This window comes from Streptomyces sp. NBC_00080 (assembly GCF_045041255.1).
GTDB classification, from domain to species: domain Bacteria; phylum Actinomycetota; class Actinomycetes; order Streptomycetales; family Streptomycetaceae; genus Streptomyces; species Streptomyces coriariae.
Map to the genome: position 1 here is coordinate 3,630,672 of NZ_CP108235.1, position 21,946 is coordinate 3,652,617.

21 protein-coding genes are annotated in these 21,946 nt (G+C 72.2%); 13 read left to right on the forward strand and 8 right to left on the reverse strand.

The features are described from left to right. The first annotated feature begins 227 nt into the window (after nt 1-227). Nucleotides 228-914 carry a hypothetical protein gene (locus OHU34_RS15960; RefSeq protein WP_405766884.1) on the forward strand — a complete coding sequence of 229 codons (687 nt, stop codon included), beginning with the start codon at nt 228-230 and terminating at the stop codon, nt 912-914. Here the strand turns inward: OHU34_RS15960 and OHU34_RS15965 are convergent. Both OHU34_RS15965 and OHU34_RS15970 read right to left on the reverse strand, forming a co-directional pair. After that, nucleotides 911-2,059 (reverse strand): adenylate/guanylate cyclase domain-containing protein, encoded by a 1,149-nt coding sequence (locus OHU34_RS15965; RefSeq protein ID WP_054242530.1) that lies wholly within the window; start codon nt 2,057-2,059, stop codon nt 911-913. The genes OHU34_RS15960 and OHU34_RS15965 overlap by 4 nt on opposite strands. A 114-nt stretch (nt 2,060-2,173) precedes the next feature. After that, on the reverse strand, nt 2,174-3,040 hold the full coding sequence (locus OHU34_RS15970) for a biotin--[acetyl-CoA-carboxylase] ligase (protein WP_054242529.1): 867 nt from the start codon (nt 3,038-3,040) through the stop codon (nt 2,174-2,176). A 110-nt stretch (nt 3,041-3,150) separates the two neighbouring features. Here OHU34_RS15970 and OHU34_RS15975 point away from each other — a divergent pair, with 110 nt between their 5' ends. The 4 genes from OHU34_RS15975 to OHU34_RS15990 all read left to right on the forward strand — a co-directional run bounded on the left by OHU34_RS15975 (nt 3,151) and on the right by OHU34_RS15990 (nt 5,939). Continuing rightward, on the forward strand, nt 3,151-4,764 hold the full coding sequence (locus tag OHU34_RS15975) for an acyl-CoA carboxylase subunit beta (protein ID WP_020128128.1): 1,614 nt from the start codon (nt 3,151-3,153) through the stop codon (nt 4,762-4,764). A gap of 9 nt (nt 4,765-4,773) precedes the next feature. Then, nucleotides 4,774-4,983 carry an acyl-CoA carboxylase epsilon subunit gene (locus OHU34_RS15980; protein ID WP_020128129.1) on the forward strand — a complete coding sequence of 70 codons (210 nt, stop codon included), beginning with the start codon at nt 4,774-4,776 and terminating at the stop codon, nt 4,981-4,983. Nucleotides 4,984-5,177: 194 nt separating this feature from the next. After that, a complete protein-coding gene (gene mmpB, locus OHU34_RS15985) occupies nt 5,178-5,306 on the forward strand; it encodes a morphogenic membrane protein MmpB (protein ID WP_020128130.1) in 129 nt (42 codons plus the stop codon). Nucleotides 5,307-5,333: 27 nt separating this feature from the next. After that, entirely contained in the window at nt 5,334-5,939 is a 606-nt protein-coding gene (locus OHU34_RS15990) for a nucleoside triphosphate pyrophosphatase (protein ID WP_054242526.1), read from the forward strand. Here the strand turns inward: OHU34_RS15990 and OHU34_RS15995 are convergent. After that, entirely contained in the window at nt 5,908-6,402 is a 495-nt protein-coding gene (locus OHU34_RS15995; protein ID WP_142265908.1) for a hypothetical protein, read from the reverse strand. The genes OHU34_RS15990 and OHU34_RS15995 overlap by 32 nt on opposite strands. A 373-nt stretch (nt 6,403-6,775) precedes the next feature. On the opposite strand from OHU34_RS15995, the gene OHU34_RS16000 reads away from it, so the two are divergent. Next, nucleotides 6,776-8,548: a biotin carboxylase N-terminal domain-containing protein gene (locus OHU34_RS16000; protein WP_142265907.1), complete on the forward strand. Its 1,773-nt coding sequence runs from the start codon at nt 6,776-6,778 to the stop codon at nt 8,546-8,548. A gap of 239 nt (nt 8,549-8,787) precedes the next feature. On the opposite strand, the gene OHU34_RS16005 is transcribed toward OHU34_RS16000, so the two are convergent. Both OHU34_RS16005 and OHU34_RS16010 read right to left on the reverse strand, forming a co-directional pair. Further along, nucleotides 8,788-9,753 (reverse strand): DeoR/GlpR family DNA-binding transcription regulator, encoded by a 966-nt coding sequence (locus OHU34_RS16005; protein ID WP_142265906.1) that lies wholly within the window; start codon nt 9,751-9,753, stop codon nt 8,788-8,790. Between the two features lie 188 nt (nt 9,754-9,941). Then, nucleotides 9,942-11,390 (reverse strand): NAD(P)H-quinone dehydrogenase, encoded by a 1,449-nt coding sequence (locus OHU34_RS16010; RefSeq protein WP_142265905.1) that lies wholly within the window; start codon nt 11,388-11,390, stop codon nt 9,942-9,944. 96 nt (nt 11,391-11,486) lie between these two features. Here OHU34_RS16010 and OHU34_RS16015 point away from each other — a divergent pair, with 96 nt between their 5' ends. The 4 genes from OHU34_RS16015 to OHU34_RS16030 all read left to right on the forward strand — a co-directional run bounded on the left by OHU34_RS16015 (nt 11,487) and on the right by OHU34_RS16030 (nt 14,960). Continuing rightward, a complete protein-coding gene (locus OHU34_RS16015; protein WP_020128136.1) occupies nt 11,487-11,933 on the forward strand; it encodes a gamma-glutamylcyclotransferase in 447 nt (148 codons plus the stop codon). Between the two features lie 50 nt (nt 11,934-11,983). Beyond that, on the forward strand, nt 11,984-12,265 hold the full coding sequence (locus OHU34_RS16020; protein ID WP_142265904.1) for a type II toxin-antitoxin system RelE/ParE family toxin: 282 nt from the start codon (nt 11,984-11,986) through the stop codon (nt 12,263-12,265). Between the two features lie 104 nt (nt 12,266-12,369). Beyond that, nucleotides 12,370-13,194, forward strand: coding sequence for a purine-nucleoside phosphorylase (locus OHU34_RS16025; protein WP_020128138.1), 825 nt, complete (start codon nt 12,370-12,372; stop codon nt 13,192-13,194). 137 nt (nt 13,195-13,331) lie between these two features. Further along, on the forward strand, nt 13,332-14,960 hold the full coding sequence (locus OHU34_RS16030) for a phospho-sugar mutase (protein WP_405766889.1): 1,629 nt from the start codon (nt 13,332-13,334) through the stop codon (nt 14,958-14,960). 494 nt (nt 14,961-15,454) lie between these two features. Here OHU34_RS16030 and OHU34_RS16035 read toward each other — a convergent pair whose 3' ends face one another. The 3 genes from OHU34_RS16035 to OHU34_RS16045 all read right to left on the reverse strand — a co-directional run bounded on the left by OHU34_RS16035 (nt 15,455) and on the right by OHU34_RS16045 (nt 18,453). Then, nucleotides 15,455-17,158 carry a hypothetical protein gene (locus OHU34_RS16035; RefSeq protein WP_405766890.1) on the reverse strand — a complete coding sequence of 568 codons (1,704 nt, stop codon included), beginning with the start codon at nt 17,156-17,158 and terminating at the stop codon, nt 15,455-15,457. Between the two features lie 194 nt (nt 17,159-17,352). Next, nucleotides 17,353-17,532, reverse strand: coding sequence for a hypothetical protein (locus tag OHU34_RS16040; protein WP_405772562.1), 180 nt, complete (start codon nt 17,530-17,532; stop codon nt 17,353-17,355). Between the two features lie 210 nt (nt 17,533-17,742). After that, nucleotides 17,743-18,453, reverse strand: a complete 711-nt coding sequence (locus tag OHU34_RS16045; protein ID WP_142265900.1) for a PH domain-containing protein — start codon at nt 18,451-18,453, stop codon at nt 17,743-17,745. Nucleotides 18,454-18,576: 123 nt separating this feature from the next. On the opposite strand from OHU34_RS16045, the gene deoC reads away from it, so the two are divergent. Genes deoC through OHU34_RS16060 form a run of 3 tightly spaced genes read left to right on the forward strand, consistent with a single transcriptional unit; the run spans nt 18,577 to nt 21,900 of the window. After that, on the forward strand, nt 18,577-19,539 hold the full coding sequence (deoC, locus tag OHU34_RS16050; RefSeq protein ID WP_142265899.1) for a deoxyribose-phosphate aldolase: 963 nt from the start codon (nt 18,577-18,579) through the stop codon (nt 19,537-19,539). A 5-nt stretch (nt 19,540-19,544) separates the two neighbouring features. Continuing rightward, entirely contained in the window at nt 19,545-20,996 is a 1,452-nt protein-coding gene (locus tag OHU34_RS16055) for an aldehyde dehydrogenase family protein (RefSeq protein WP_142265898.1), read from the forward strand. Next, nucleotides 20,986-21,900 carry an aldehyde dehydrogenase family protein gene (locus OHU34_RS16060; protein ID WP_142265897.1) on the forward strand — a complete coding sequence of 305 codons (915 nt, stop codon included), beginning with the start codon at nt 20,986-20,988 and terminating at the stop codon, nt 21,898-21,900. The genes OHU34_RS16055 and OHU34_RS16060 overlap by 11 nt, the downstream gene beginning before the upstream one ends. Nucleotides 21,901-21,946: the final 46 nt, after the last annotated feature.

Consider the following 21,946-nt stretch of genomic DNA (forward strand, 5'->3'; position numbering starts at 1 on the left):
GCTCACGACACCCTCCGGTTAACGCGGGTTAACAACGCTCGTCCGATCATCGCAGCCGGGACCGGGAGACGAAAGAGCGGCCCGGTCCCCTGAACTCCTGATATCCCGGCCCCGGCTACCCGTTCGGGTGACATGCCACCCAACTCCCCCCGCAACGCCCACGGGAGCGCATAACGTGCGTCCGCCCCGGCGCATCGGGGGCGCGACCGCACCGGGGAGAGAACGCGATGACGAGCACGCCGGTGAGCACATGGACCGGGCCGTACGAGACGGCTGCGCAGGACGAGGCGGCGTCCGGGGAGACCGGCGGGCTGTGGGCCCCGCGCCCCCGGGGCCGGCACCGCCGTCCCCGCCCCCGCAAGGTGCTGTTCGCCGCCGGCGGCCTCGCGCTGGCCGCCGGGGTGCTGAGCCTCGTCCGGCTGACCCCCGACCCGGGCGGCGCCGGTGGTCTCGGCACCGCGGAGGCCGAACCCCGGCCCGAACCGGTCGCGGGCACCGACACCGCCGCCGACACGGACACCGACACGGACACCGACCGCCCGGCCGGCCCGTCCACCCCCGTCGCGCCCTCGCCGACCGCGCCCAGCGCGATGGGCGGCGCGAGCCCCGCCCCGGCGCCCGAGGCAGGCCTGCTCCCGGGCGTCCCCGGCGCGCCGACGTCCGTCGCCCTCACCCCGGGCACCACCTACACCCCGGCCACGCCCGCGCAGGCACCGCGCGCCCCGGCACCCGCCACGAGCGCCGCCCCGCGGCCCACCGCGCCCCCGAGAACACCGGCACCCGCCCCGACCACGGCCGCGCCCACGCCCGCGCCGCGGTCGGAGCAGCCCGACGCGCCACGTCAGCCGGGCGTCTGTGTTCCCGTCATCGGCCTCTGCGTGGACCCGCTGGGTGCCGCCGCACCGAGGCTCTAGCCGTCGGCGTCGTTACGTCGCGTCAGCAGCCAGGGCTCGACCACGCCGAGACCGCGCACCGGCCGCTGCCACATCGGCTGGAGCGCGAAGCGGTACTTCGGCGGCTCCTCGCCCTCCTTCTCGGCGGCGGCCGCCTCCTCGGCCGCCTCCGCCTCCGAGGCCGGGGCGTCGCCGGTGCGGATCAGCTCCTCGGCGAAGGCGCTGTCGACGAGCACGGCGTCCCGGGGGGCTATCGACGTCAGCCGGGAGGCCAGGTTGACCGTCGTGCCGAAGACATCGCCCATCCGGGTGGTGACCGTGCCGAACGCCATGCCGACCCGCAGTTCGGGCATCGTCTCGTCGTTGCTCATCGTCTCGACGAGCAGCAGCGCGATGTCGGCGGCGATGCCCGCGTCGTCGGCCGCGTACAGCACCTCGTCGCCGAGCGTCTTGATCAGCCGTCCGCCGCGCGCGGCGACCAGGTCGGCGGCGGTCGTCTCGAAGGCCTCGACGAGTTCGCCGAGTTCCTCCTCCTCCATCCGCCGGGTCAGCCGCGTGAAACCGACGAGGTCCGCGAAGGCGACGGCCAGCCGCCGGTCGACCATCTCCTCGTCGTCGGCGGCCTGGACGACCCGGCCCGCCGAGGCGGCGAGCTGCCGGCGCCAGACGTAGACGAGGAACTCCTCCAGCTCGGGCAGCAGCAGCTCGACGATGGGATACGTGACCTCGGTGCGGGTCATCCCCGGCTCGGGCGGCTCGGTCAGGCCCTCCAGGAAGGAGTCGATCTGCCATTCCGCCAGACGAGCGGTGGTCTGCCCGGTGGACCGCGCCACCTGTACGGCCATCGCCTCGCTCAGCAGCCCCGCCTCCACGAGACCGGCCAGGCGCCGCAGGGCGAGGACGTCGGCCTCGGTGAGCGCCTTGGCCTGGCCGATGTCGGCGAAGCCCATGGCCCGCCAGAAACGCGACGCCAGCTCCATGGAGACACCGGCGCTGCGGGCGGCCTGGAACGGGGTGTAGCGCCGCTCTGCGCCGAGGATGAGCTGTTCGAGGCGCAGGGCGAGAGGATGCGGGTCCTCTCCGGGGTCGCCCGGCTCACCCGGCTCGGCCGGCAGGTTTCCCCGGCCGTCCGCGCCCGCGCCGGAGCCCGTGTCGTCGACGGTCACGCCTGCTGCCCTTCCGATCTTCCGCGGTCAGATATCGACCGGCCTCAACTCTACGGCAGGTGTGCGCCAGCTCACTCCGTCCGGTTCGGCGCGGTCAGGTCACCCGGCGCTCGGTCACGCCGGCCTCAGATGCACGATGTCTCCCGCGCCCACCGGCTCCTGTACCCCTTCCTTCGTGGCGATCACAAGCCGTCCGTCCCCGTCGACCGCGACCGCCTCGCCGACGATCGACCGGTCTCCCGGCAGTTCGGCCCGTACCGTTCGTCCCAGCGTCGCGCACCCGGCCGCGTACGTCTCCTGGAGACCGCTCGCCGCCGGGTCGCCGCCGGCCGCCCGCCAGCGCCCGTACCACTCCTCCAGCGAGCGCAGGACGCCCCGCAGCAGCGGGTCCCGGTCCGTGTTCTGCGCGCCGGCCAGGGCCAGCGATCCCGCCAGCGGCACCGGGAGCTCGTCCGCGCGCAGGGTGACGTTGAGGCCGACACCGACGACCACCGCGTCCCGACCGGCCCGCTCCGCGAGGATGCCGCCCGCCTTGCGTTCCTCTCCCCCGACGGTCACCAGCAGGTCGTTGGGCCACTTGAGTGCCGTGTCGACGCCCGCCGCCCGGGACAGTCCCGTCGCCACGGCGACGCCGGTGAGCAGGGGCAGCCAGCCCCAGCGGGCCACCGGCACCTCGCTCGGGGTGAGCAGTACCGAGAAGAACAACCCGGAACGCGGGGGCGCGGTCCACCGGCGGTCCAGCCGGCCGCGCCCCGAGGTCTGCTCCTCGGCGACGAGGACCGCGCCCTCGACCGCCCGGCCGGCACTCGCCGCGTCGACCAGGTCGGAGTTGGTGGAACCGGTGCTCTGCACCACCCCCACCTGCGACCACAGCCCGCCCTCCCGTACCAGCGCCCGGCGCAGTGCCGGGGCGTTGAGGGGCGGACGGTCCAGATCGGACCACCGGCTGCCGCCCTCGTCTGCTGCATCTCGCGGTGTCATGCAAGCCACCCTAGGTGTGTTGAATGCCGCACTGCCGATCCCCAGGGCCAGCACTACTCTACGGATGAGTAACCGTCCCCCCTTTTGAGCAGGCAGGGAGCCACATCCCGATGTCCGAGCCGGAAGAGCGCCACGAGATCCCAGGGATCGACATCCACACCACCGCGGGCAAGCTCGCGGATCTCCAGCGCCGCATCCAGGAAGCGACGCACGCCGGTTCGGAGCGTGCCGTCGAGAAGCAGCACGCGAAGGGCAAGTTGACGGCCCGTGAGCGGATCGAGCTGCTCCTCGACGAGGGTTCCTTCGTCGAGTTGGACGAGTTCGCCCGACACCGCTCCACCAACTTCGGCCTGGAGAACAACCGCCCCTACGGGGACGGCGTCGTCACCGGCTACGGCACGGTCGACGGCCGCCCGGTCGCCGTCTTCTCCCAGGACTTCACGGTCTTCGGCGGCGCCCTCGGCGAGGTCTACGGCCAGAAGATCGTCAAGGTCATGGACTTCGCGCTGAAGACCGGCTGCCCGGTCATCGGCATCAACGACTCCGGCGGCGCCCGCATCCAGGAGGGTGTCGCGTCCCTGGGCGCGTACGGCGAGATCTTCCGCCGCAACACGCACGCGTCCGGTGTGATCCCGCAGATCAGCCTGGTCGTCGGCCCGTGCGCGGGCGGCGCGGTGTACTCGCCCGCGATCACCGACTTCACGGTGATGGTGGACCAGACCTCGCACATGTTCATCACCGGTCCCGACGTCATCAAGACGGTCACCGGCGAGGACGTCGGCTTCGAGGAGCTGGGCGGCGCGCGCACCCACAACGCGGTGTCGGGCGTGGCGCACCACATGGCCGGCGACGAGAAGGACGCCATCGAGTACGTCAAGCAGCTGCTGTCGTACCTGCCGTCCAACAACCTCTCCGAGGCCCCGGTGTTCCCGGAGGAGGCGGACCTGTCCGTCACCGACGAGGACCTGGAGCTGGACTCCATCGTCCCGGACAGCGCCAATCAGCCGTACGACATGCACACGGTGATCGAACACGTGCTGGACGACGCCGAGTTCTTCGAGACCCAGGCGCTGTTCGCGCCGAACATCCTCACCGGCTACGGCCGGGTCGAGGGCCACCCGGTCGGCATCGTCGCCAACCAGCCGATGCAGTTCGCGGGCTGTCTGGACATCACGGCCTCGGAGAAGGCGGCCCGCTTCGTCCGCACCTGCGACGCCTTCAACATCCCGGTCATCACCTTCGTGGACGTCCCCGGCTTCCTGCCCGGCGTCGACCAGGAGCACGACGGCATCATCCGCCGCGGCGCCAAGCTGATCTACGCCTACGCCGAGGCCACCGTCCCGCTCATCACCGTCATCACCCGCAAGGCCTTCGGCGGCGCCTACGACGTCATGGGCTCCAAGCACCTGGGCGCGGACCTCAACCTGGCCTGGCCGACCGCCCAGATCGCCGTCATGGGCGCCCAGGGCGCGGTCAACATCCTGCACCGCCGCACGATCGCGGAGGCGGCGGCGAGCGGTGAGGACCTGGAGGCGGTGCGGGCCCGGCTGATCCAGGAGTACGAGGACGCACTCCTCAACCCGTACGTCGCGGCCGAGCGCGGTTACGTCGACTCGGTGATCATGCCGTCCGACACCCGCCGGCACATCGTGCGCGGCCTGCGTCAACTGCGCACCAAGCGGGAATCCCTCCCGCCGAAGAAGCACGGCAACATCCCCCTCTAAGGAGCCGCTGTGACGATCAAGGTCGTACGAGGCAACCCGACCCCCGAGGAGCTCGCCGCCGCCCTGGCGGTGGTCCGGGCCCGCGCCGCGGCGGCAGCGGTCACACCGTCCGGCGCGGAGCCCCCGAGGGACGCGTGGTCCGACCCGTCCCGCATCGCGGCACACCGAGTGCCGCAGCCCGGCCAGGCGTCCTGGACCCGCACCTACTGGCCGAGCTGACCGCAACCCGCCTGCTTGTCGCTTTTTTTGGGGGCGCGGGGCCGTATCGATATGCGGCTCCGCCGCGCGGGCGCGATCGACCCCCACCGGCCCGCAGTCGAACGACAACCGAACATCCGGTGAACGACTGCGGGCCCACAACTTGAGTACGGGTACTCAGGCACCGTCGACCCGCCAGGCCGCACGCTGGTGGCATGCTGTGGTCCGACCCCGAGAACGAGCCCCCCGAGGAACTCCGCGAGATGCAGGAGAGCCTGCGGAGACTCGGCCTCTTCCTCGCACTGGCCATGGTGATAGCGATGATCGTGCTGGGGCTCAGGTGAAGCGCCTCACGCCGCTAGGCTGATCACATGCGCCGACTCGTCCTCGCCTCCCAGTCCCCCGCCCGGCTGAACCTGCTGCGCCAGGCCGGTCTAGCCCCCGAGGTGATCGTGAGCGGGGTCGACGAGGACGCCGTCACCGCCCCCACCCCGGCCGACCTGGCGCTCGCGCTCGCCGAGGCGAAGGCCTCCGTCGTGGCCGCGAAGCCCGAGGTCAAGGGCGCCCTGGTGATCGGCTGCGACTCGGTCCTCGACCTGGACGGCGAGGCGCTGGGCAAGCCCGCGGACGCCGCGGAGGCCACCGCGCGCTGGAAGGCGATGCGCGGCCGGGCCGGGACGCTCCAGACCGGCCACTGCGTCTACGACACGCTCAGCGGGCGCTACACCTCCGCGACCGCCTCCACCGTCGTCCGCTTCGGCGAGCCGACCGACGAGGAGATCGCGGCGTACGTCGCCTCGGGCGAACCCCTCTACGTCGCCGGGGCGTTCACCCTGGACGGCCGCTCGGCCCCGTTCATCGAGGGCATCGACGGCGACCACGGCAACGTCATCGGCATCAGCCTGCCTCTCGTGCGCCGACTGCTGGCGCAACTGGGCGTCGGGATCACGGAGTTGTGGGCGCCGTCGGAGGCGTGACCGGGGCCGGCGCGACCGGTGGGGCGCCGCCGTCCCCCTTGCCGTCCTCCGGCTGCCGGGCCACGGACCGCTCCTGGGCGTCGTACGTCATCAGGAGCAGCACGATCAGGGCGAGGACGACCACCATGAACAGGAACTGCGTCCAGCCCAGCAGACCCCACGCGAAGGCGCCCAGCAGGCCGTGCACGACCGCGGCACTGATCAGCAGCACCCGGCCCACCCCGGCGGGCGCGCGGTCGCGCAGCGCCACCAGCAGGGCCACCAGGGCGCACAGGCCGAAGTAGAGGCCGAAGAGGATCCCGCCGACCTTCGAGGACGTCGACATGACGTCCGGGTCCATTCCGGCCAGGGACATGTCCTGCCGGTCCACCACGACGCCCATGAACCAGTTCAACGCGGCGACGCCGAGCGCCTCCGCGAAGAGCACGACCGCCACGATCCACGCCACCGGTCTGCGCACCACCGGTCCCACCCACTTTCGACCCCGACCCGAGCAAGGGTGCTGTTACCTGAAGTACGTTCGGAACATCCTGAACGCTACTAACGGGTAAACCACGGGACAAGGGTTCTGCGCGCGGCAAAGAATCGTTGGGCCATTCGTAGGGACTCCACAAAGAAACGGAGTGTGCCGCAGCACGTGCTCACAGAGACCTTGGCCACATCAGAGGGCTAGGGTTTGCCGGAGGAGTGCTGCGTACGGCGGTACTACAAGGGATTTCGCGGTCGAGTGAGCCTGGCATCACGCTCCGTGTGGGCAAGCTCACCTTTGGGGACGGGTCGAAGAGGCGTGTCGGCAGTCCCTAAACTCGGCTTGTTTCAAGGAGGGAGCCTCAATCGTGCGCAAGGTGCTCATCGCCAACCGTGGCGAAATCGCAGTCCGCGTGGCCCGGGCGTGCCGGGATGCCGGTATCGCGAGCGTGGCCGTGTACGCCGACCCGGACCGGGACGCTCTGCATGTCCGCGCAGCGGATGAGGCGTTCGCCCTGGGCGGTGACTCTCCTGCGACCAGCTATCTCGACATCGAGAAGGTGCTGAACGCGGCACGGGAGTCCGAGGCCGACGCCGTTCATCCCGGCTACGGCTTCCTCTCGGAGAACGCCGAGTTCGCGCAGGCGGTCCTGGACGCGGGCCTGATCTGGATCGGCCCGCCCCCGCAGGCCATCCGTGACCTCGGCGACAAGGTCGCCGCCCGGCACATCGCCCAGCGGGCCGGTGCGCCCCTGGTCGCCGGTACACCCGACCCGGTCTCCGGCGCCGACGAGGTCGTCGCCTTCGCCGAGGAGCACGGGCTGCCGATCGCGATCAAGGCCGCCTTCGGCGGCGGCGGGCGTGGTCTGAAGGTCGCCCGGACGCTGGAAGAGGTGCCGGAGCTGTACGACTCGGCCGTCCGCGAGGCGGTCGCCGCCTTCGGCCGGGGCGAGTGCTTCGTCGAGCGGTACCTGGACAAGCCGCGGCACGTGGAGACGCAGTGCCTGGCCGACAGCCACGGCAACGTGGTCGTCGTGTCGACCCGTGACTGCTCGCTCCAGCGCCGCCACCAGAAACTGGTCGAGGAGGCCCCGGCGCCGTTCCTCTCCGAGGCGCAGGTCGCCGAGCTGTACTCCTCCTCGAAGGCCATCCTCAAGGAGGCCGGCTACGTCGGCGCGGGCACCGTCGAGTTCCTCGTCGGTGTCGACGGCACGATCTCCTTCCTGGAGGTCAACACCCGTCTCCAGGTCGAGCACCCGGTGACCGAGGAGGTCGCGGGCATCGACCTGGTGCGCGAGATGTTCCGGATCGCCGACGGCGAGGAGCTCGGCTACGGCGACCCGGAGCTGCGCGGTCACTCGTTCGAGTTCCGTATCAACGGCGAGGACCCGGGCCGGGGCTTCCTGCCGGCCCCCGGCACGGTCACCACGTTCGCCGCGCCGTCCGGTCCGGGTGTGCGGCTGGACGCGGGCGTCGAGTCCGGCAGTGTGATCGGCCCGGCCTGGGACTCGCTCCTCGCCAAGCTGATCGTCACCGGCGCCACCCGTGAGCAGGCGCTCCAGCGAGCCGCCCGCGCCCTGGCGGAGTTCCAGGTCGAGGGCATGGCCACGGCCATCCCGTTCCACCGCGCGGTGGTCAGGGACCCGGCGTTCGCGCCGGAGCTCACCGGCAGCCAGGATCCGTTCACGGTCCACACCCGCTGGATCGAGACCGAGTTCGTCAACGAGATCCCCGCGTTCTCGGCTCCGGCCGACACCGAGGCCGAGGACGAAACCGACCGCGAGACGATCGTCGTCGAGGTCGGCGGCAAGCGTCTGGAGGTCTCCCTCCCGTCCTCGCTCGGCATGAGCCTGGCCCGCACGGGCCTCGCGGCGGGCGCAAAGCCCAAGCGCCGAGCGGCCAAGAAGTCGGGCCCCATGGCCTCCGGCGACACGCTCGCCTCCCCTATGCAGGGCACCATCGTGAAGGTGGCCGTGGAGGAGGGCCAGGAGGTCAAGGAGGGCGACCTGATCGTCGTCCTCGAAGCGATGAAGATGGAGCAGCCGCTCAACGCGCACCGCTCCGGCACCGTCAAGGCCCTGGCCGCGGAGGTCGGCGCGTCCATCACCTCGGGCGCGGCGATCTGCGAGATCAAGGACTGACCCCGGGGATCACCCGTGTCGAGGCGCCCGCTCCCCGGGCGCCTCGCCGCGTTCACGGCCCCGTTCCGTCTCTTGCAGCCCGTCCGGCTCTCGTATTTCGCAGCACCGGCCAGTTGAAATCCAGCCCGTCCGGCGTTGGAGGACGAGGCCCGTTCAGGGCCGAACGGGGGTCTGGGGGCGGATCCCCCAGGTCACCCGTGGCAGGTCTCCGGCTCACCCCCGCCGGCGACCGCCCGAGGTCACCGGCGGCGCAGGTCCGCGACCCGCGCCCGCTCCCCGCCAGGAGCCTGCTCACCCAGCATCGAGGCCGCCCGCAGGCCCGCGGCAGAACCCGGCACCTGCCCCCGCCGCGGAGCCGGCAACGGCACGTCCCGACGCTGCTGCTGATGGCGCGCCGGGACCGCGTCACCCCCCGGGCTCCCCGACGCCCCGGCCACGGCGATCTGCACCCCCTGGTCCGCCAGAGCCTGCAGTTCGGTGGCCGCACGGTCGTCGTGCGCGGGTGGCTCGTCGGTCACCAGCCGGGTGATGACGTCCGTCGGCACGGTCTGGAACATCGTGTCCGTGCCGAGCTTGGTGTGGTCGGCGAGGACGACGACCTCGGCGGCCGCCTGCACCAGCGCCCGGTCCACGGACGCCGACAGCATGTTGGACGTGGACAGCCCGCGCTCCGCGGTCAGGCCGCTCCCGGAGATGAAGGCCCGCGACACCCTGAGTCCGTGGAGGGACTGCTCGGCGCCGCTCCCCACGAGGGCGTAGTTGGAGCCGCGCAGGGTGCCGCCGGTCATCACGACCTCGACCCGGTTGGCATGGGCCAACGCCTGGGCGACGAGCAGGGAGTTGGTGACGACGGTCAGACCGGGCACCCGGGCGAGCCGGCGGGCCAGCTCCTGTGTGGTGGTGCCCGCCCCGACCACGATGGCTTCGCCTTCTTCGACGAAGTTGGCGGCGAGGTCCGCGATGGCGGTCTTTTCGGCGGTCGCGAGATGGGATTTCTGCGGAAAGCCGGATTCTCGCGTGAACCCACCCGGCAATACCGCACCGCCGTGCCGGCGGTCGAGGAGTCCTTCTGCCTCCAGTGCGCGCACGTCCCGCCGTACGGTCACTTCGGAGGTCTGGACAACGCGGGCGAGTTCACGGAGCGACACGGCCCCGTTCGCTCGCACCATTTCGAGGATCAATTGACGACGTTCTGCAGCGAACACGAAACTGACAGTAACGCGGACGACCGTCTGCTTTCAGCTCTTTGCGCCGAATAGTAGAAGTTGTTCGCACAGGGGGACGGGGAGTGGTATAAGGCCCAGTTCCGGCGCCTATGCCTCCCGCATGTCCGGCAACCCGGCGACGACGCGCCGTCAACTCCCCGTGACCGGCGGGGAGTCGAAACCGGCCGTCAGCCCTCGTCCGCCGTCTTGCGGGTGTGCAACTGTCGTGCCACTTCCGCGATCGACCCGGAAAGAGACGGGTAGACGGTGAACGCGTTCGCGATCTGTTCGACCGTCAGATTGTTGTCGACGGCGATCGAGATCGGATGGATGAGTTCCGAGGCGCGCGGCGCCACGACCACACCGCCGACGACGATCCCGGTGCCGGGCCGGCAGAAGATCTTGACGAAGCCGTCGCGGATGCCCTGCATCTTGGCGCGCGGGTTGCGCAGCAGCGGCAGCTTGACGACCCGGGCGTCGATCTTGCCGCCGTCCACGTCGGCCTGGCTGTAGCCGACGGTGGCGATCTCGGGGTCGGTGAAGACGTTCGAGGAGACGGTCTTCAGGTTCAGCGGGGCCACCGCGTCGCCGAGGAAGTGGTACATGGCGATACGGCCCTGCATGGCGGCGACGGAGGCCAGGGCGAAGATCCCGGTCACGTCACCGGCCGCGTACACACCGGGGGCGGTGGTCCGGGAGACCTTGTCGGTCCAGATGTGACCCGACTCGCGGACCTTGACGCCCGCCTCCTCCAGCCCCATCCCCTCGCTGTTGGGAATGGCGCCGACCGCCATGAGGCAGTGCGAGCCGGTGATGACCCGGCCGTCGGACAGGGTGACCTCGACCCGGTCGCCGACCCGCTTGGCGGACTCGGCGCGCGAGCGGGCCATGACGTTCATGCCGCGGCGCCGGAAGACGTCCTCCAGGACGGCTGCGGCGTCCGGGTCCTCGCCGGGCAGCACGCGGTCGCGCGAGGAGACGAGGGTGACCTTGGAGCCGAGGGCCTGATAGGCGCCGGCGAACTCCGCGCCGGTCACACCCGAGCCGACCACGATGAGCTCCTCGGGGAGCTCGCCGAGGTCGTAGACCTGGGTCCAGTTCAGAATCCGCTCGCCGTCGGGCTGGGCGTCCGGCAGCTCGCGCGGGTGGGCGCCGGTGGCCAGCAGGACGGCGTCGGCGGTGAGGGTCTCCTCGGTGCCGTCGGCGGCGCTGACGACGACCTTGCGCGAGCCGTCGAGGGCCTGCATGCCCTCCAGCCGGCCGCGCCCGCGCAGCACGCGCGCGCCTGCCCGGGTGACGGAGGCGGTGATGTCGTGCGACTGGGCGAGTGCGAGCCGCTTCACCCGGCGGTTGACCTTGCCGAGGTCCACCCCGACGACCCGGGCGGCCTGCTCCAGCGGCGGGGTGTCGTCGGCGACGATGATCCCCAGCTCCTCGTACGAGGAGTCGAAGGTGGTCATCACCTCGGCCGTGGCGATCAGGGTCTTCGACGGCACGCAGTCGGTCAGCACCGACGCTCCGCCCAGACCGTCGCAGTCGACGACGGTCACCTCCGCGCCGAGCTGCGCAGCCACCAGCGCTGCCTCATAGCCGCCGGGTCCGCCACCGATGATCACGATCCGAGTCACGTACTCCATTGTCCCGCACGGGGGCCGGTGGTACTGCCCCGGGGGCCGCGGGCGGCGCCACTGTTACGAGAGTGACGCGTGCGCGGGCTGCCGTACTCTCCTTGCATGTCGCTCTACGCCGCGTACGCCGGCAACCTCGACGCGCGGCTGATGACCCGCCGCGCTCCCCACTCGCCACTGCGTGCCACCGGCTGGCTGAACGGGTGGCGACTGACGTTCGGCGGCGAACAGCTGGGCTGGGAGGGCGCGCTGGCGACGGTCGTCGAGGATCCCTCGGACCCCGGCGCGCAGGTCTTCGTCGCGCTGTACGACGTCGCCCCCATGGACGAGGACTCGCTGGACCGCTGGGAGGGCGTGAGTCTCGGCATCTACCGGCGCGCCCGGGTGCGGGTGCAGACGATGGACCGGGAGGAGTCCGCCTGGATGTTCGTGCTGAACGGCTACGAGGGCGGCCTGCCCGCGGCCCGCTACCTGGGCGAGATCGCCGACGCGGCGGAATCGGCGGGAGCACCACACGATTACGTGATGGAGCTCCGCAAGAGGCCCTGCTGAAGGCGGTCCCCTTCTAGACTCGGAGCATCTGCGCACCAACGGGAGATCGCATGGGCCACCCCAGCACCTACGACGTCTATTACACGGTGCAGGCCGCCGCGGCCCGCGACGGGCTCGACGATCAACAGCGCACTTCGTTCGACAAAGGTATCGCCCTGCTGGCTCGCGATCCGTTCCTGTCGGTGTCGAGGCCCATAGGGTCCACCGGCGACGACCGCACGATCCGCCTGACGCAGAACATCCTCGTCGAGTACACGGTCAGCCGCGGCCGCCTGCTGATCTTCATCGTCGAGGTGTTCAACGACAAGGACGTCCTGATCACGGACGAGTGACCGCCCGCCGCCGGGCGCCCTCGTTGGAAACGACAAGACAACGATCGCCATCCCGTGGGCTCTGTCATCTACGCGCGTAGGCCGGAACCGGCTACCCTCATCGCGTGAACGCATCTCTTCTCCCGGACGACATCCAGGGCGACCCGCACGCCGCGGCCGACGCCGCCGCCGCACGCCTGCGCGAACTGACCGGCGCCGAGACCCACGACGTCGCCCTCGTGATGGGCTCCGGCTGGGCACCGGCCGTGGACGCCCTGGGCGCTCCCGACGCCGAGTTCCAGGTCACCGAGCTGCCCGGTTTCCCGCCGCCCGCGGTCGAGGGCCACGGCGGCAAGATCCGCTCGTACCAGATCGGCGAGAAGCGGGCGCTGGTCTTCCTGGGCCGCACCCACTACTACGAGGGCCGCGGCGTCGCCGCCGTCGCCCACGGTGTCCGTACGGCGGTGGCGGCCGGCTGCAAGACGATCGTGCTGACGAACGGCTGCGGCGGCCTGCGCGAGGGCATGCGCCCCGGCCAGCCGGTACTGATCAGCGACCACATCAACCTCACGGCGACCTCCCCCATCCTCGGCGCGAACTTCGTGGACCTCACGGACCTGTACTCGCCGCGGCTGCGCACCCTGTGCAAGGAGATCGACGCCACGCTGGAGGAGGGCGTCTACGCCCAGTTCCCCGGCCCGCACTACGAGACGCCCGCCGAGATCCGGATGGCCCGCACCATCGGCGCGGACCTGGTGGGCATGTCGACCGTGCTGGAGGCCATCGCGGCCCGTGAGGCCGGGGCCGAGGTGCTCGGCATCTCCCTCGTGACCAACCTCGCCGCCGGCATGACCGGCGAGCCGCTGAACCACGAGGAGGTCCTCCAGGCGGGGCGCGACTCGGCGACCCGCATGGGCTCCCTGCTGGCACAGGTGCTGGGCCGGCTGTAGCGGCGCTCGCACCGCGGCGCCGGTCCGTACCACTCGGACCGTCCGGTGCTTGACGAGGCCCGTACCGGGCCGATGGGGGTCCGGGGCCGCAGTCCCCGGGAACCCGGACCACGAGACGACGAGAGGTTGACACCGACGTGCACGACGTCATCGCCCGCGCCCACGCGTGGCTCGCCGAGGACCCCGACCCGGAGACCCGCGACGAGCTCGCCGCGCTCATCGAGGCCGCAGACCTCAGCGAGCTCGCCGAGCGCTTCGGCGGCACCCTCCAGTTCGGTACGGCGGGGCTCCGCGGTGAGCTCGGGGCCGGGCCCATGCGGATGAACCGTTCCGTCGTGATCCGGGCCGCGGCCGGCCTCGCCGCGTACCTCACGAAGAACGGCGGGACCGGCGGCGTCGTCGTGATCGGCTACGACGCCCGTCACAAGTCGGAGGACTTCGCCCGCGACACGGCGGCCGTGATGACGGGCGCGGGCTTCCGCGCGGCCGTGCTCCCCCGCCCCCTCCCCACCCCCGTCCTCGCCTTCGCCATAAGGCACCTGGGCGCGGTCGCCGGCGTGGAGGTCACCGCCAGCCACAACCCGCCGCGCGACAACGGCTACAAGGTGTACCTGGGGGACGGCTCGCAGATCGTGCCGCCCGCCGACGCCGGGATCGCGGCCGAGATCGACGCGATCGCCGCCCTGAAGGACGTTCCGCGTCCGGAGGCCGGCTGGCAGACTCTCGACGACGCCGTCCTCGACGCCTATCTGGCCCGTACGGACGCCGTCCTCGCCGCGGACTCCCCCCGCACGGCCCGCACGGTGTACACGGCGATGCACGGTGTCGGCAAGGACGTCCTGCTGGCCGCCTTCGCCCGCGCGGGCTTCCCCGAGCCCGTCCTCGTCGCCGAGCAGGCCGAACCCGACCCGGACTTCCCGACCGTCGCCTTCCCCAACCCGGAAGAGCCCGGGGCGATGGACCTGGCCTTCGCCAGGGCCCGCGAGACCGGCCCCGACCTGATCATCGCCAACGACCCGGACGCCGACCGCTGCGCCGTGGCCGTGCCCCACGACGGCGACTGGCGCATGCTGCGGGGCGACGAGGTCGGCTCGCTCCTCGCCGCGCACCTCGTCCGACGCGGCGCGCGGGGCACGTTCGCCGAGTCGATCGTGTCCTCCTCCCTCCTCGGCCGTATCGCCGAGAAGGCGGGCCTGCCCTACGAGGAGACCCTCACCGGCTTCAAGTGGATCGCCCGCGTCGACGGCCTGCGCTACGGCTACGAGGAGGCCCTCGGCTACTGCGTCGACCCCGAGGGCGTACGGGACAAGGACGGCATCACCGCCGCCCTGCTCGTCACGGAGCTCGCCTCCACCCTCAAGTCCGAGGGCCGCACCCTCCTCGACCTGCTCGACGACCTCGCCGTGGAGCACGGTCTGCACGCCACCGACCAGCTCTCGGTACGCGTCCAGGACCTCTCGCTCATCGCCCGCGCGATGCGGCGCCTGCGCGAGCGGCCCCCGGCCTCCCTCGCGGGCCTGGCCATCACCCGGGCCGAGGACCTCACCCTGGGCACCGACAAGCTGCCCCCCACCGACGGCCTGCGCTACACGCTGGACGGCGCCCGGGTCATCGTCCGCCCCAGCGGCACCGAACCGAAGCTGAAGTGCTACCTGGAGGTCGTGGTCCCGGCCCCCACCCACGCCGACCTCCCGACGGCCCGCAGCACGGCCGACGACCTGCTCACCGCCATCAAGCAGGACCTGTCGGCGGCGGCCGGCATCTGACCCGGAAGCACCCGAGGGACACAGCCACACCGACCGCACGGACCTCGCCGGGCCGGCCGCGCGTATGACGCTCGGCCGGCCCGGCGAGGCGTTCGGACGCCCGGCACAGCGGCCGCGACGCACGAACCGCGCGCATCGGTCGATCCCTGACCGGAGGTGTCGGCGTCACCGTCCTCGTTGAGCGGTCGGCGACCCGGGCGGTGGAGAGCCGAGCCGCACGAGCCCGTGGGGCGGGCCCTGCACGGGCCGGGCGGGCGTCAAGGGAGGAGGGCCGCCGTCCGCGCGTACGCCGACGGCCGGCTCCTACCGGTGACCCTGCCCCGGCACGGCGGGTCCCGCGGCCGCGGTCTCCTCGGGCGCCTTCGTCGACGTGGTGGGCCGAACCCACGACATACGTGCGCCGGGGCACCCCTCCCGGGTGCCCCGGCGCCGCACGCGGACCCCGGACGACGCCATCGAACGGAACCCACGGCGGGACCGCCCGGCGGGAGTCGTCACGGCAGGAGGATCACCGCCGCCGCGCCCACGGCGCCGATGACGATCCCGATCGGCCACAGCGCCCGCCCCCGCTCCCGCTCGTCGGCGAGGCCTGCCGGGCGGGCCTCCGGGTCCCGCCACATCGCGGTGATCTCGGCGGCCGTCCGCTCGTACGGGTGCAGCAGGCCCAACCTGGTCTCCAGCCGGGGCCAGCGGGGCGAGGCCACCCGCCATTCCTCGAACGAGGCCTGCCGGCTGTGGATCCGCAGCCGGGCACCCTCGCACCCCACGGCCCGGACGTGGTCCCAGGCGAGGTACCGGGGGCCGCTCAGACCGTTGAACCACAGGCCCTCGCGATCGGCGGTGACCCGCCAGGCGATCCGGCGCGGCAGCAGCAGGGCGGCGAGCAGCGTGGCGACCAGGCCGTAGCCGTACCTCCACCACCCGGAGTCCTCCCAGTAGATCGGGAGGAACAACAGCACCAGCCCGACGGCGAACCAGTCGGCCCACCCGGCACGCCACCGACGCACCTTCACGAGGGCGGTCTTCGGCCCGGTCGGCTCGGCGCCGACGACCGCGGCGGCGGCCCCGCGCAGCTCCTCCTGCCGGGCCTCCCGGAGAGCCTTCCCCCGCTCGGTCCTGGCCCGCCACCGGTAGGCGAGGGCCGTCACCGGCCGCACGGGCCCGACGGACGCCTCCACCACCGGCGGCTCACCGGCCTTGTCGGCGGCGGCGAGGAACACGACCTCGGCGCCGTCGTAGGGGGTCCCGTACAGAACGGCCTCGCGCAGCGGCCCGGCGCGCTCGTCGTCGATCCGCGAGATCAGCTCCCGAAGGCTCTCGTCGTCAGCGTCGTCAGCGTCGTCAGCGTCGTCCTCGTCATCGTCGTGCTCGTCGTCGTCCGCGCGCCCGTCGACCTCGATGGTGGAGACCGTGAACAGGGGGCGCAGCGCGGCGAGGTCGTCGGCGGCGAAGACCTCGGTCTCGACGTCGCCGTTCTCCCGCACGAGCACGCGCAGCACCGGGACGGGCGCCCCGCGCAGGCCGACGGCCCGGCGGCGGGCCGACACCGCCGAGAACAGCACGGTGAGGCCGAGCCCGGCGAGGCACCAGCCGGCCGCCGGGACCACCTGTCGGTCCTCGGCCAGGTCCCAGAGGCCCGCGGTGGCGTACAGGGCGCCTCCGGCGACGACCGTGACGAGCCCGGACCACAGCAGGAACGTGCCCCGCTCCGCCCGTCCGCCCCCGCCCCCGGGCGCCCGGGGCACCTCGGCGCTCACTCCGCCGGCGGCCTCCAGCCCCGCCGCCCGCTGCCGCTTCCGCGCGGCCAGCCGCAGGCCCACGGCCACCCAGACGCCCACGAGCGCAGCCGTCAGCCCCAACCGGACCGGCCAGGCGAGGTCCCCGAGCGTCGACACGACGGCAACGGCGAACGGCACGAGGACCAGGGCGGCCTCGGGCCGCAGCACCAGCCACACGACGTGCAGGGCGACCAGCGCGGCAGCCCAGGCGGGCAGTCCCGCGGACCGGTGCAGCAGACCGGCACCGCCAGCGGCCACCACCGGCAGCGCCACGAACACGGACGTCCGCGCCCGCACGGGCACCCAGCGCGGCGGCAACCCGCGCGTCCAGCGCCCCGCCTGCTCGGCGTCCCAGGACACGCAGCCCTCGGGTATCACCGCCCCCGGCAGCCGCAGAACCTCAGCAGAATCTGTACTCATCGCTCCCCCGACCTACCTACGACCCACAAGATCTCCAGCTCCACACCGGCCGTCACGACCGGGACACGTGCCACGCCCGCGACCACCAGGACACGAACCACGCCGGTGCCGATCAGGCCACGTGCCACGCGCGTCACGACCGCGCCAGGTGCCACGCCCGTGAACACCGGGCCAGGCGCCAAGCCCCGTGACGATCAGAGCATGTGCCGATGATGACGAAAGACCCTGTGATCCACGGCAACGCCCAGATCACAATCCGCCCCACCCGACGGGCCGCACACCGGGATGCCCGCGTCGCCCACGGCGTCGGCGACACCGGCGACCGGCGGCGCCGCTGGGCCGACGACGACCGGCTCGGCACCGAGCTTCGACACCCCACCCGCACCCCGCCCCGGGCCCCCGGCTCCACACCCCCCACACCCCGCGCCGCACCCCACACGCGACACCCCGCGTCGCCCGCCCGGCACCCCACACGCGACGCCCGCTACGCCACGCCCAGCGCCCGACACCCCGCACCCCGCACACGACACCCGGCCCAGTGCCCCCGGCGCCCCGCACGCGACACCCGGCCCCCCGCGCCGCCCTCACCCCACAGCCAGCAGAATCCCCAGCACCACGGCTCCCGCCACCGCCGGGCCCAGGATCTCCCAGGCCCAGCGCACGGTCACCTCGCCCTGCGCGGTCTCCTCCTTCTCGCGCGCCCCCCACAGCTCCCGCAGCTCGTCCATGACCCGGTCGGTCTCGGCGCGCACGGGCCCGTCCGGTACGGCGGCGCCGCCGCCACGCGACAGCCCGCCGCCGAGGCCGCCGAATCCGCCGGCGCCCCGGGCGGCGTCCCGGCCGCCGGTCCGCCCGGTCCGCTCCGCCGCCGCCTTGGACTCCCGCCGGTTCGCCTTCTTCCGCGCCCGCAGCGAGACCGGGATGGACCACAGCTGGAACTTCTTCCCCGACGCGGCGACGACCTCGTTGGAGTAGCCGGACCGCAAGGAGGCCACCTGTCCCCACGGCAGCACGATCACCCGGAACGGATTGCGCACCCGGAGCCGGTTCTGACCCGCGAACACGGCCGGCCGCAGCGTGAAGGCGACGATCAGCGGCACCACCAGGATCAGCGAGGCGAGCGCCAGCCACGGCGTGCGCCCGTCGCCCACGAAGATCGCGTCGAGGCCGAGCCAGCCCACCAGGCCCAGCAGCAGCACGCCACCGGCCATGCCCGCGGGCGACCGGTAGATGCGGTCCTTGGTCTCGGGTGCCGAAGGCTGCGGCTCGGGTGACTGGTCTTCCGGGGTCGTCATGGCCCCGATTCTGCCCGACGCCCACCGGCCCGCTCATCCGCAGCCCCGCCGTTGCCGACGAGCACGGATGCAACCGACGGGGTGTACAGCAGCTACGCGCGTAGATATGCTCGTCTGGTGACCATGCCCACCAATACACCTACCGCAGCCGACGCACTCACGGACGTCACGGCGTCCGACGGCTCGCTGCGCCGCTTCCTGCACGGGCTGCCCGGCGTCGACACGGTCGGCCTGGAGGCGCGCGCCGCCGCGCTCGGCACCCGTTCCATCAAGACGACCGCGAAGGCGTACGCCATCGACCTCGCCATCTCGATGGTCGACCTGACGACGCTGGAAGGCGCGGACACCCCGGGCAAGGTCCGGGCGCTCGGCGCGAAGGCGGTCCACCCCGACCCGACCGACCGTACGACCCCGACCACGGCCGCGGTCTGCGTGTATCCGGACATGGTCGCCACCGCCAAGGCGGCCGTCGCCGGCTCCGGCGTCAAGGTCGCCTCGGTCGCCACCGCCTTCCCGGCCGGCCGCGCCGCCCTCGAGGTGAAGCTCGCGGACGTCCGTGACGCCATCGCCGCGGGCGCCGACGAGATCGACATGGTCATCGACCGCGGGGCGTTCCTCGCGGGCAAGTACCTGAAGGTGTACGACGAGATCATCGCCGTGCGCGAGGCGTGCGGGACGGCCGCCCGGCTGAAGGTCATCTTCGAGACGGGCGAGCTGTCGACGTACGACAACATCCGCCGGGCGAGCTGGCTCGGCATGCTCGCGGGCGCCGACTTCATCAAGACCTCGACCGGCAAGGTCGCCGTCAACGCCACTCCCGCGAACACCCTGCTGATGCTGGAGGCCGTGCGCGACTTCCGCGCCCAGACCGGCGTCCAGGTCGGCGTGAAGCCCGCCGGCGGCATCAGGACGACCAAGGACGCGGTCAAGTTCCTCGTACTGGTCAACGAGACCGCGGGCGAGGACTGGCTGGACAACCACTGGTTCCGCTTCGGCGCCTCCTCGCTCCTGAACGACCTGCTGATGCAGCGTCAGAAGCTGGCCACCGGCCGCTACTCCGGCCCCGACTACGTGACGGTGGACTGATCACCATGGCATCCACGACTGCATCCGCATTCGAGTACGCTCCGGCCCCCGAGTCCCGCTCGGTCGTCGACATCGCCCCCTCCTACGGTCTGTTCATCGACGGTGAGTTCACCGAGGCGGCCGAGGGCAAGGTCTTCAAGACCGTCTCGCCGTCCACCGAGGAGGTCCTCTCCGAGATCGCCCAGGCGGGCGAGGCGGACGTCGACCGTGCCGTGCGGGCCGCGCGCAAGGCCTTCGGGAAGTGGTCCGCGCTGCCGGGCTCCGAGCGCGCCAAGTACCTGTTCCGCATCGCCCGGATCATCCAGGAGCGCAGCCGCGAACTGGCCGTCCTGGAGACGCTGGACAACGGCAAGCCGATCAAGGAGACGCGCGACGCCGACCTGCCCCTGGTCGCCGCGCACTTCTTCTACTACGCGGGCTGGGCCGACAAGCTCGACCACGCCGGCTTCGGGGCGTCCCCCAGGCCTCTGGGCGTCGCCGGCCAGGTCATCCCCTGGAACTTCCCCCTGCTGATGCTGGCGTGGAAGATCGCCCCGGCGCTCGCCACCGGCAACACGGTCGTCCTGAAGCCGGCCGAGACGACCCCGCTGTCCGCCCTGTTCTTCGCGGACATCTGCCGCCAGGCCGGCCTGCCCAAGGGCGTCGTCAACATCCTTCCCGGGTACGGCGACGCCGGTGCCGCGCTGGTCGCGCACCCGGACGTGAACAAGGTCGCCTTCACCGGCTCCACCGCCGTCGGCAAGGCGATCGCCCGGCAGGTCGCGGGCTCGCACAAGAAGGTCACGCTCGAACTGGGCGGCAAGGGCGCCAACATCGTCTTCGACGACGCGCCGATCGACCAGGCCGTCGAGGGCATCGTCGGCGGCATCTTCTTCAACCAGGGCCAGGTCTGCTGCGCGGGCAGCCGGCTCCTCGTCCAGGAGTCGATCCAGGACGAGCTGCTGGAGTCGCTCAAGCGCCGCCTCGCCACCCTCCGGCTCGGCGACCCGCTCGACAAGAACACCGACATCGGCGCGATCAACTCCGCCGAGCAGCTCTCGCGCATCACCTCGCTCGTCGAGCAGGGCGAGGCGGAGGGTGCCGAACGCTGGTCCCCGGCCTGCGAACTGCCCACGTCCGGCTACTGGTTCGCCCCGACGCTCTTCACGAACGTCACCCAGGCGCACACCGTCGCCCGCGACGAGATCTTCGGCCCGGTCCTGTCGGTCCTCAGCTTCCGCACGCCGGAGGAGGCCGTCGCCAAGGCCAACAACACGCCGTACGGCCTGTCGGCCGGCATCTGGACGGAGAAGGGCTCCCGCATCCTCGCGGTGGCGAGCAAGCTCCGCGCGGGCGTGATCTGGTCCAACACGTTCAACAAGTTCGACCCGACGTCGCCGTTCGGCGGCTACAAGGAGTCGGGCTTCGGCCGCGAGGGCGGCCGCCACGGCCTGGAGGCGTACCTCGATGTCCGATAAGACCGACAAGACCGATCAGCAGCAGCGGCTCAGCGTCTTCAAGACCTACAAGCTGTACGTCGGCGGGAAGTTCCCGCGTTCCGAGAGCGGCCGGGTGTACGAGGTGACCGACGCAAAGGGCAAGTGGCTGGCCAACGCACCGCAGTCGTCCCGCAAGGACGCGCGGGACGCGGTCGTCGCCGCGCGCAAGGCGTTCGGCGGCTGGTCCGGGGCGACGGCGTACAACCGCGGCCAGATCCTCTACCGCGTCGCGGAGATGCTGGAGGGCCGCAAGGGCCAGTTCGTCCACGAGGTCGCCGAGGCCGAGGGCCTGTCGAAGGCCAAGGCCGCCGACCAGGTCGAGGCGACGATCGACCGCTGGGTCTGGTACGCGGGCTGGACCGACAAGATCGCCCAGGTCGTGGGCGGCGGAAACCCGGTCGCGGGCCCGTACTTCAACCTCTCCTCGCCCGAACCGACGGGCGTGGTCGCCGTCCTGGCCCCGCAGGATTCGTCCTTCCTGGGCCTGGTCTCGGTGCTCGCCCCGGTGATCGCGACCGGCAACACGGCGATCGTGATCGCGAGCGAGCGCTCGCCGCTCCCGGCGCTGTCGCTCGGCGAGGTGCTGGCCACCTCCGACGTGCCCGGCGGGGTCGTCAACGTCCTCTCCGGCCGTACGGCGGAGATCGCGGCGCCGCTCGCCTCCCACCAGGACGTCAACGCGATCGACCTGGCGGGCGCCGACGACGTGCTGGCGAAGGAGCTGGAGATCGCGGCGGCCGACAACCTGAAGCGCGTCCTTCGTCCACAGCCTGTGGACGACTGGTCGGCAACTCCCGGCACCGACCGCATGACGGCCTTCCTGGAGACGAAGACGGTCTGGCACCCCACGGGTTCACTGGGCGCCTCGGGCTCGTCGTACTAGGAGGGTCACCGGGCCCCCGGAACGCGGAAGCCGCGCCACCCCTCCG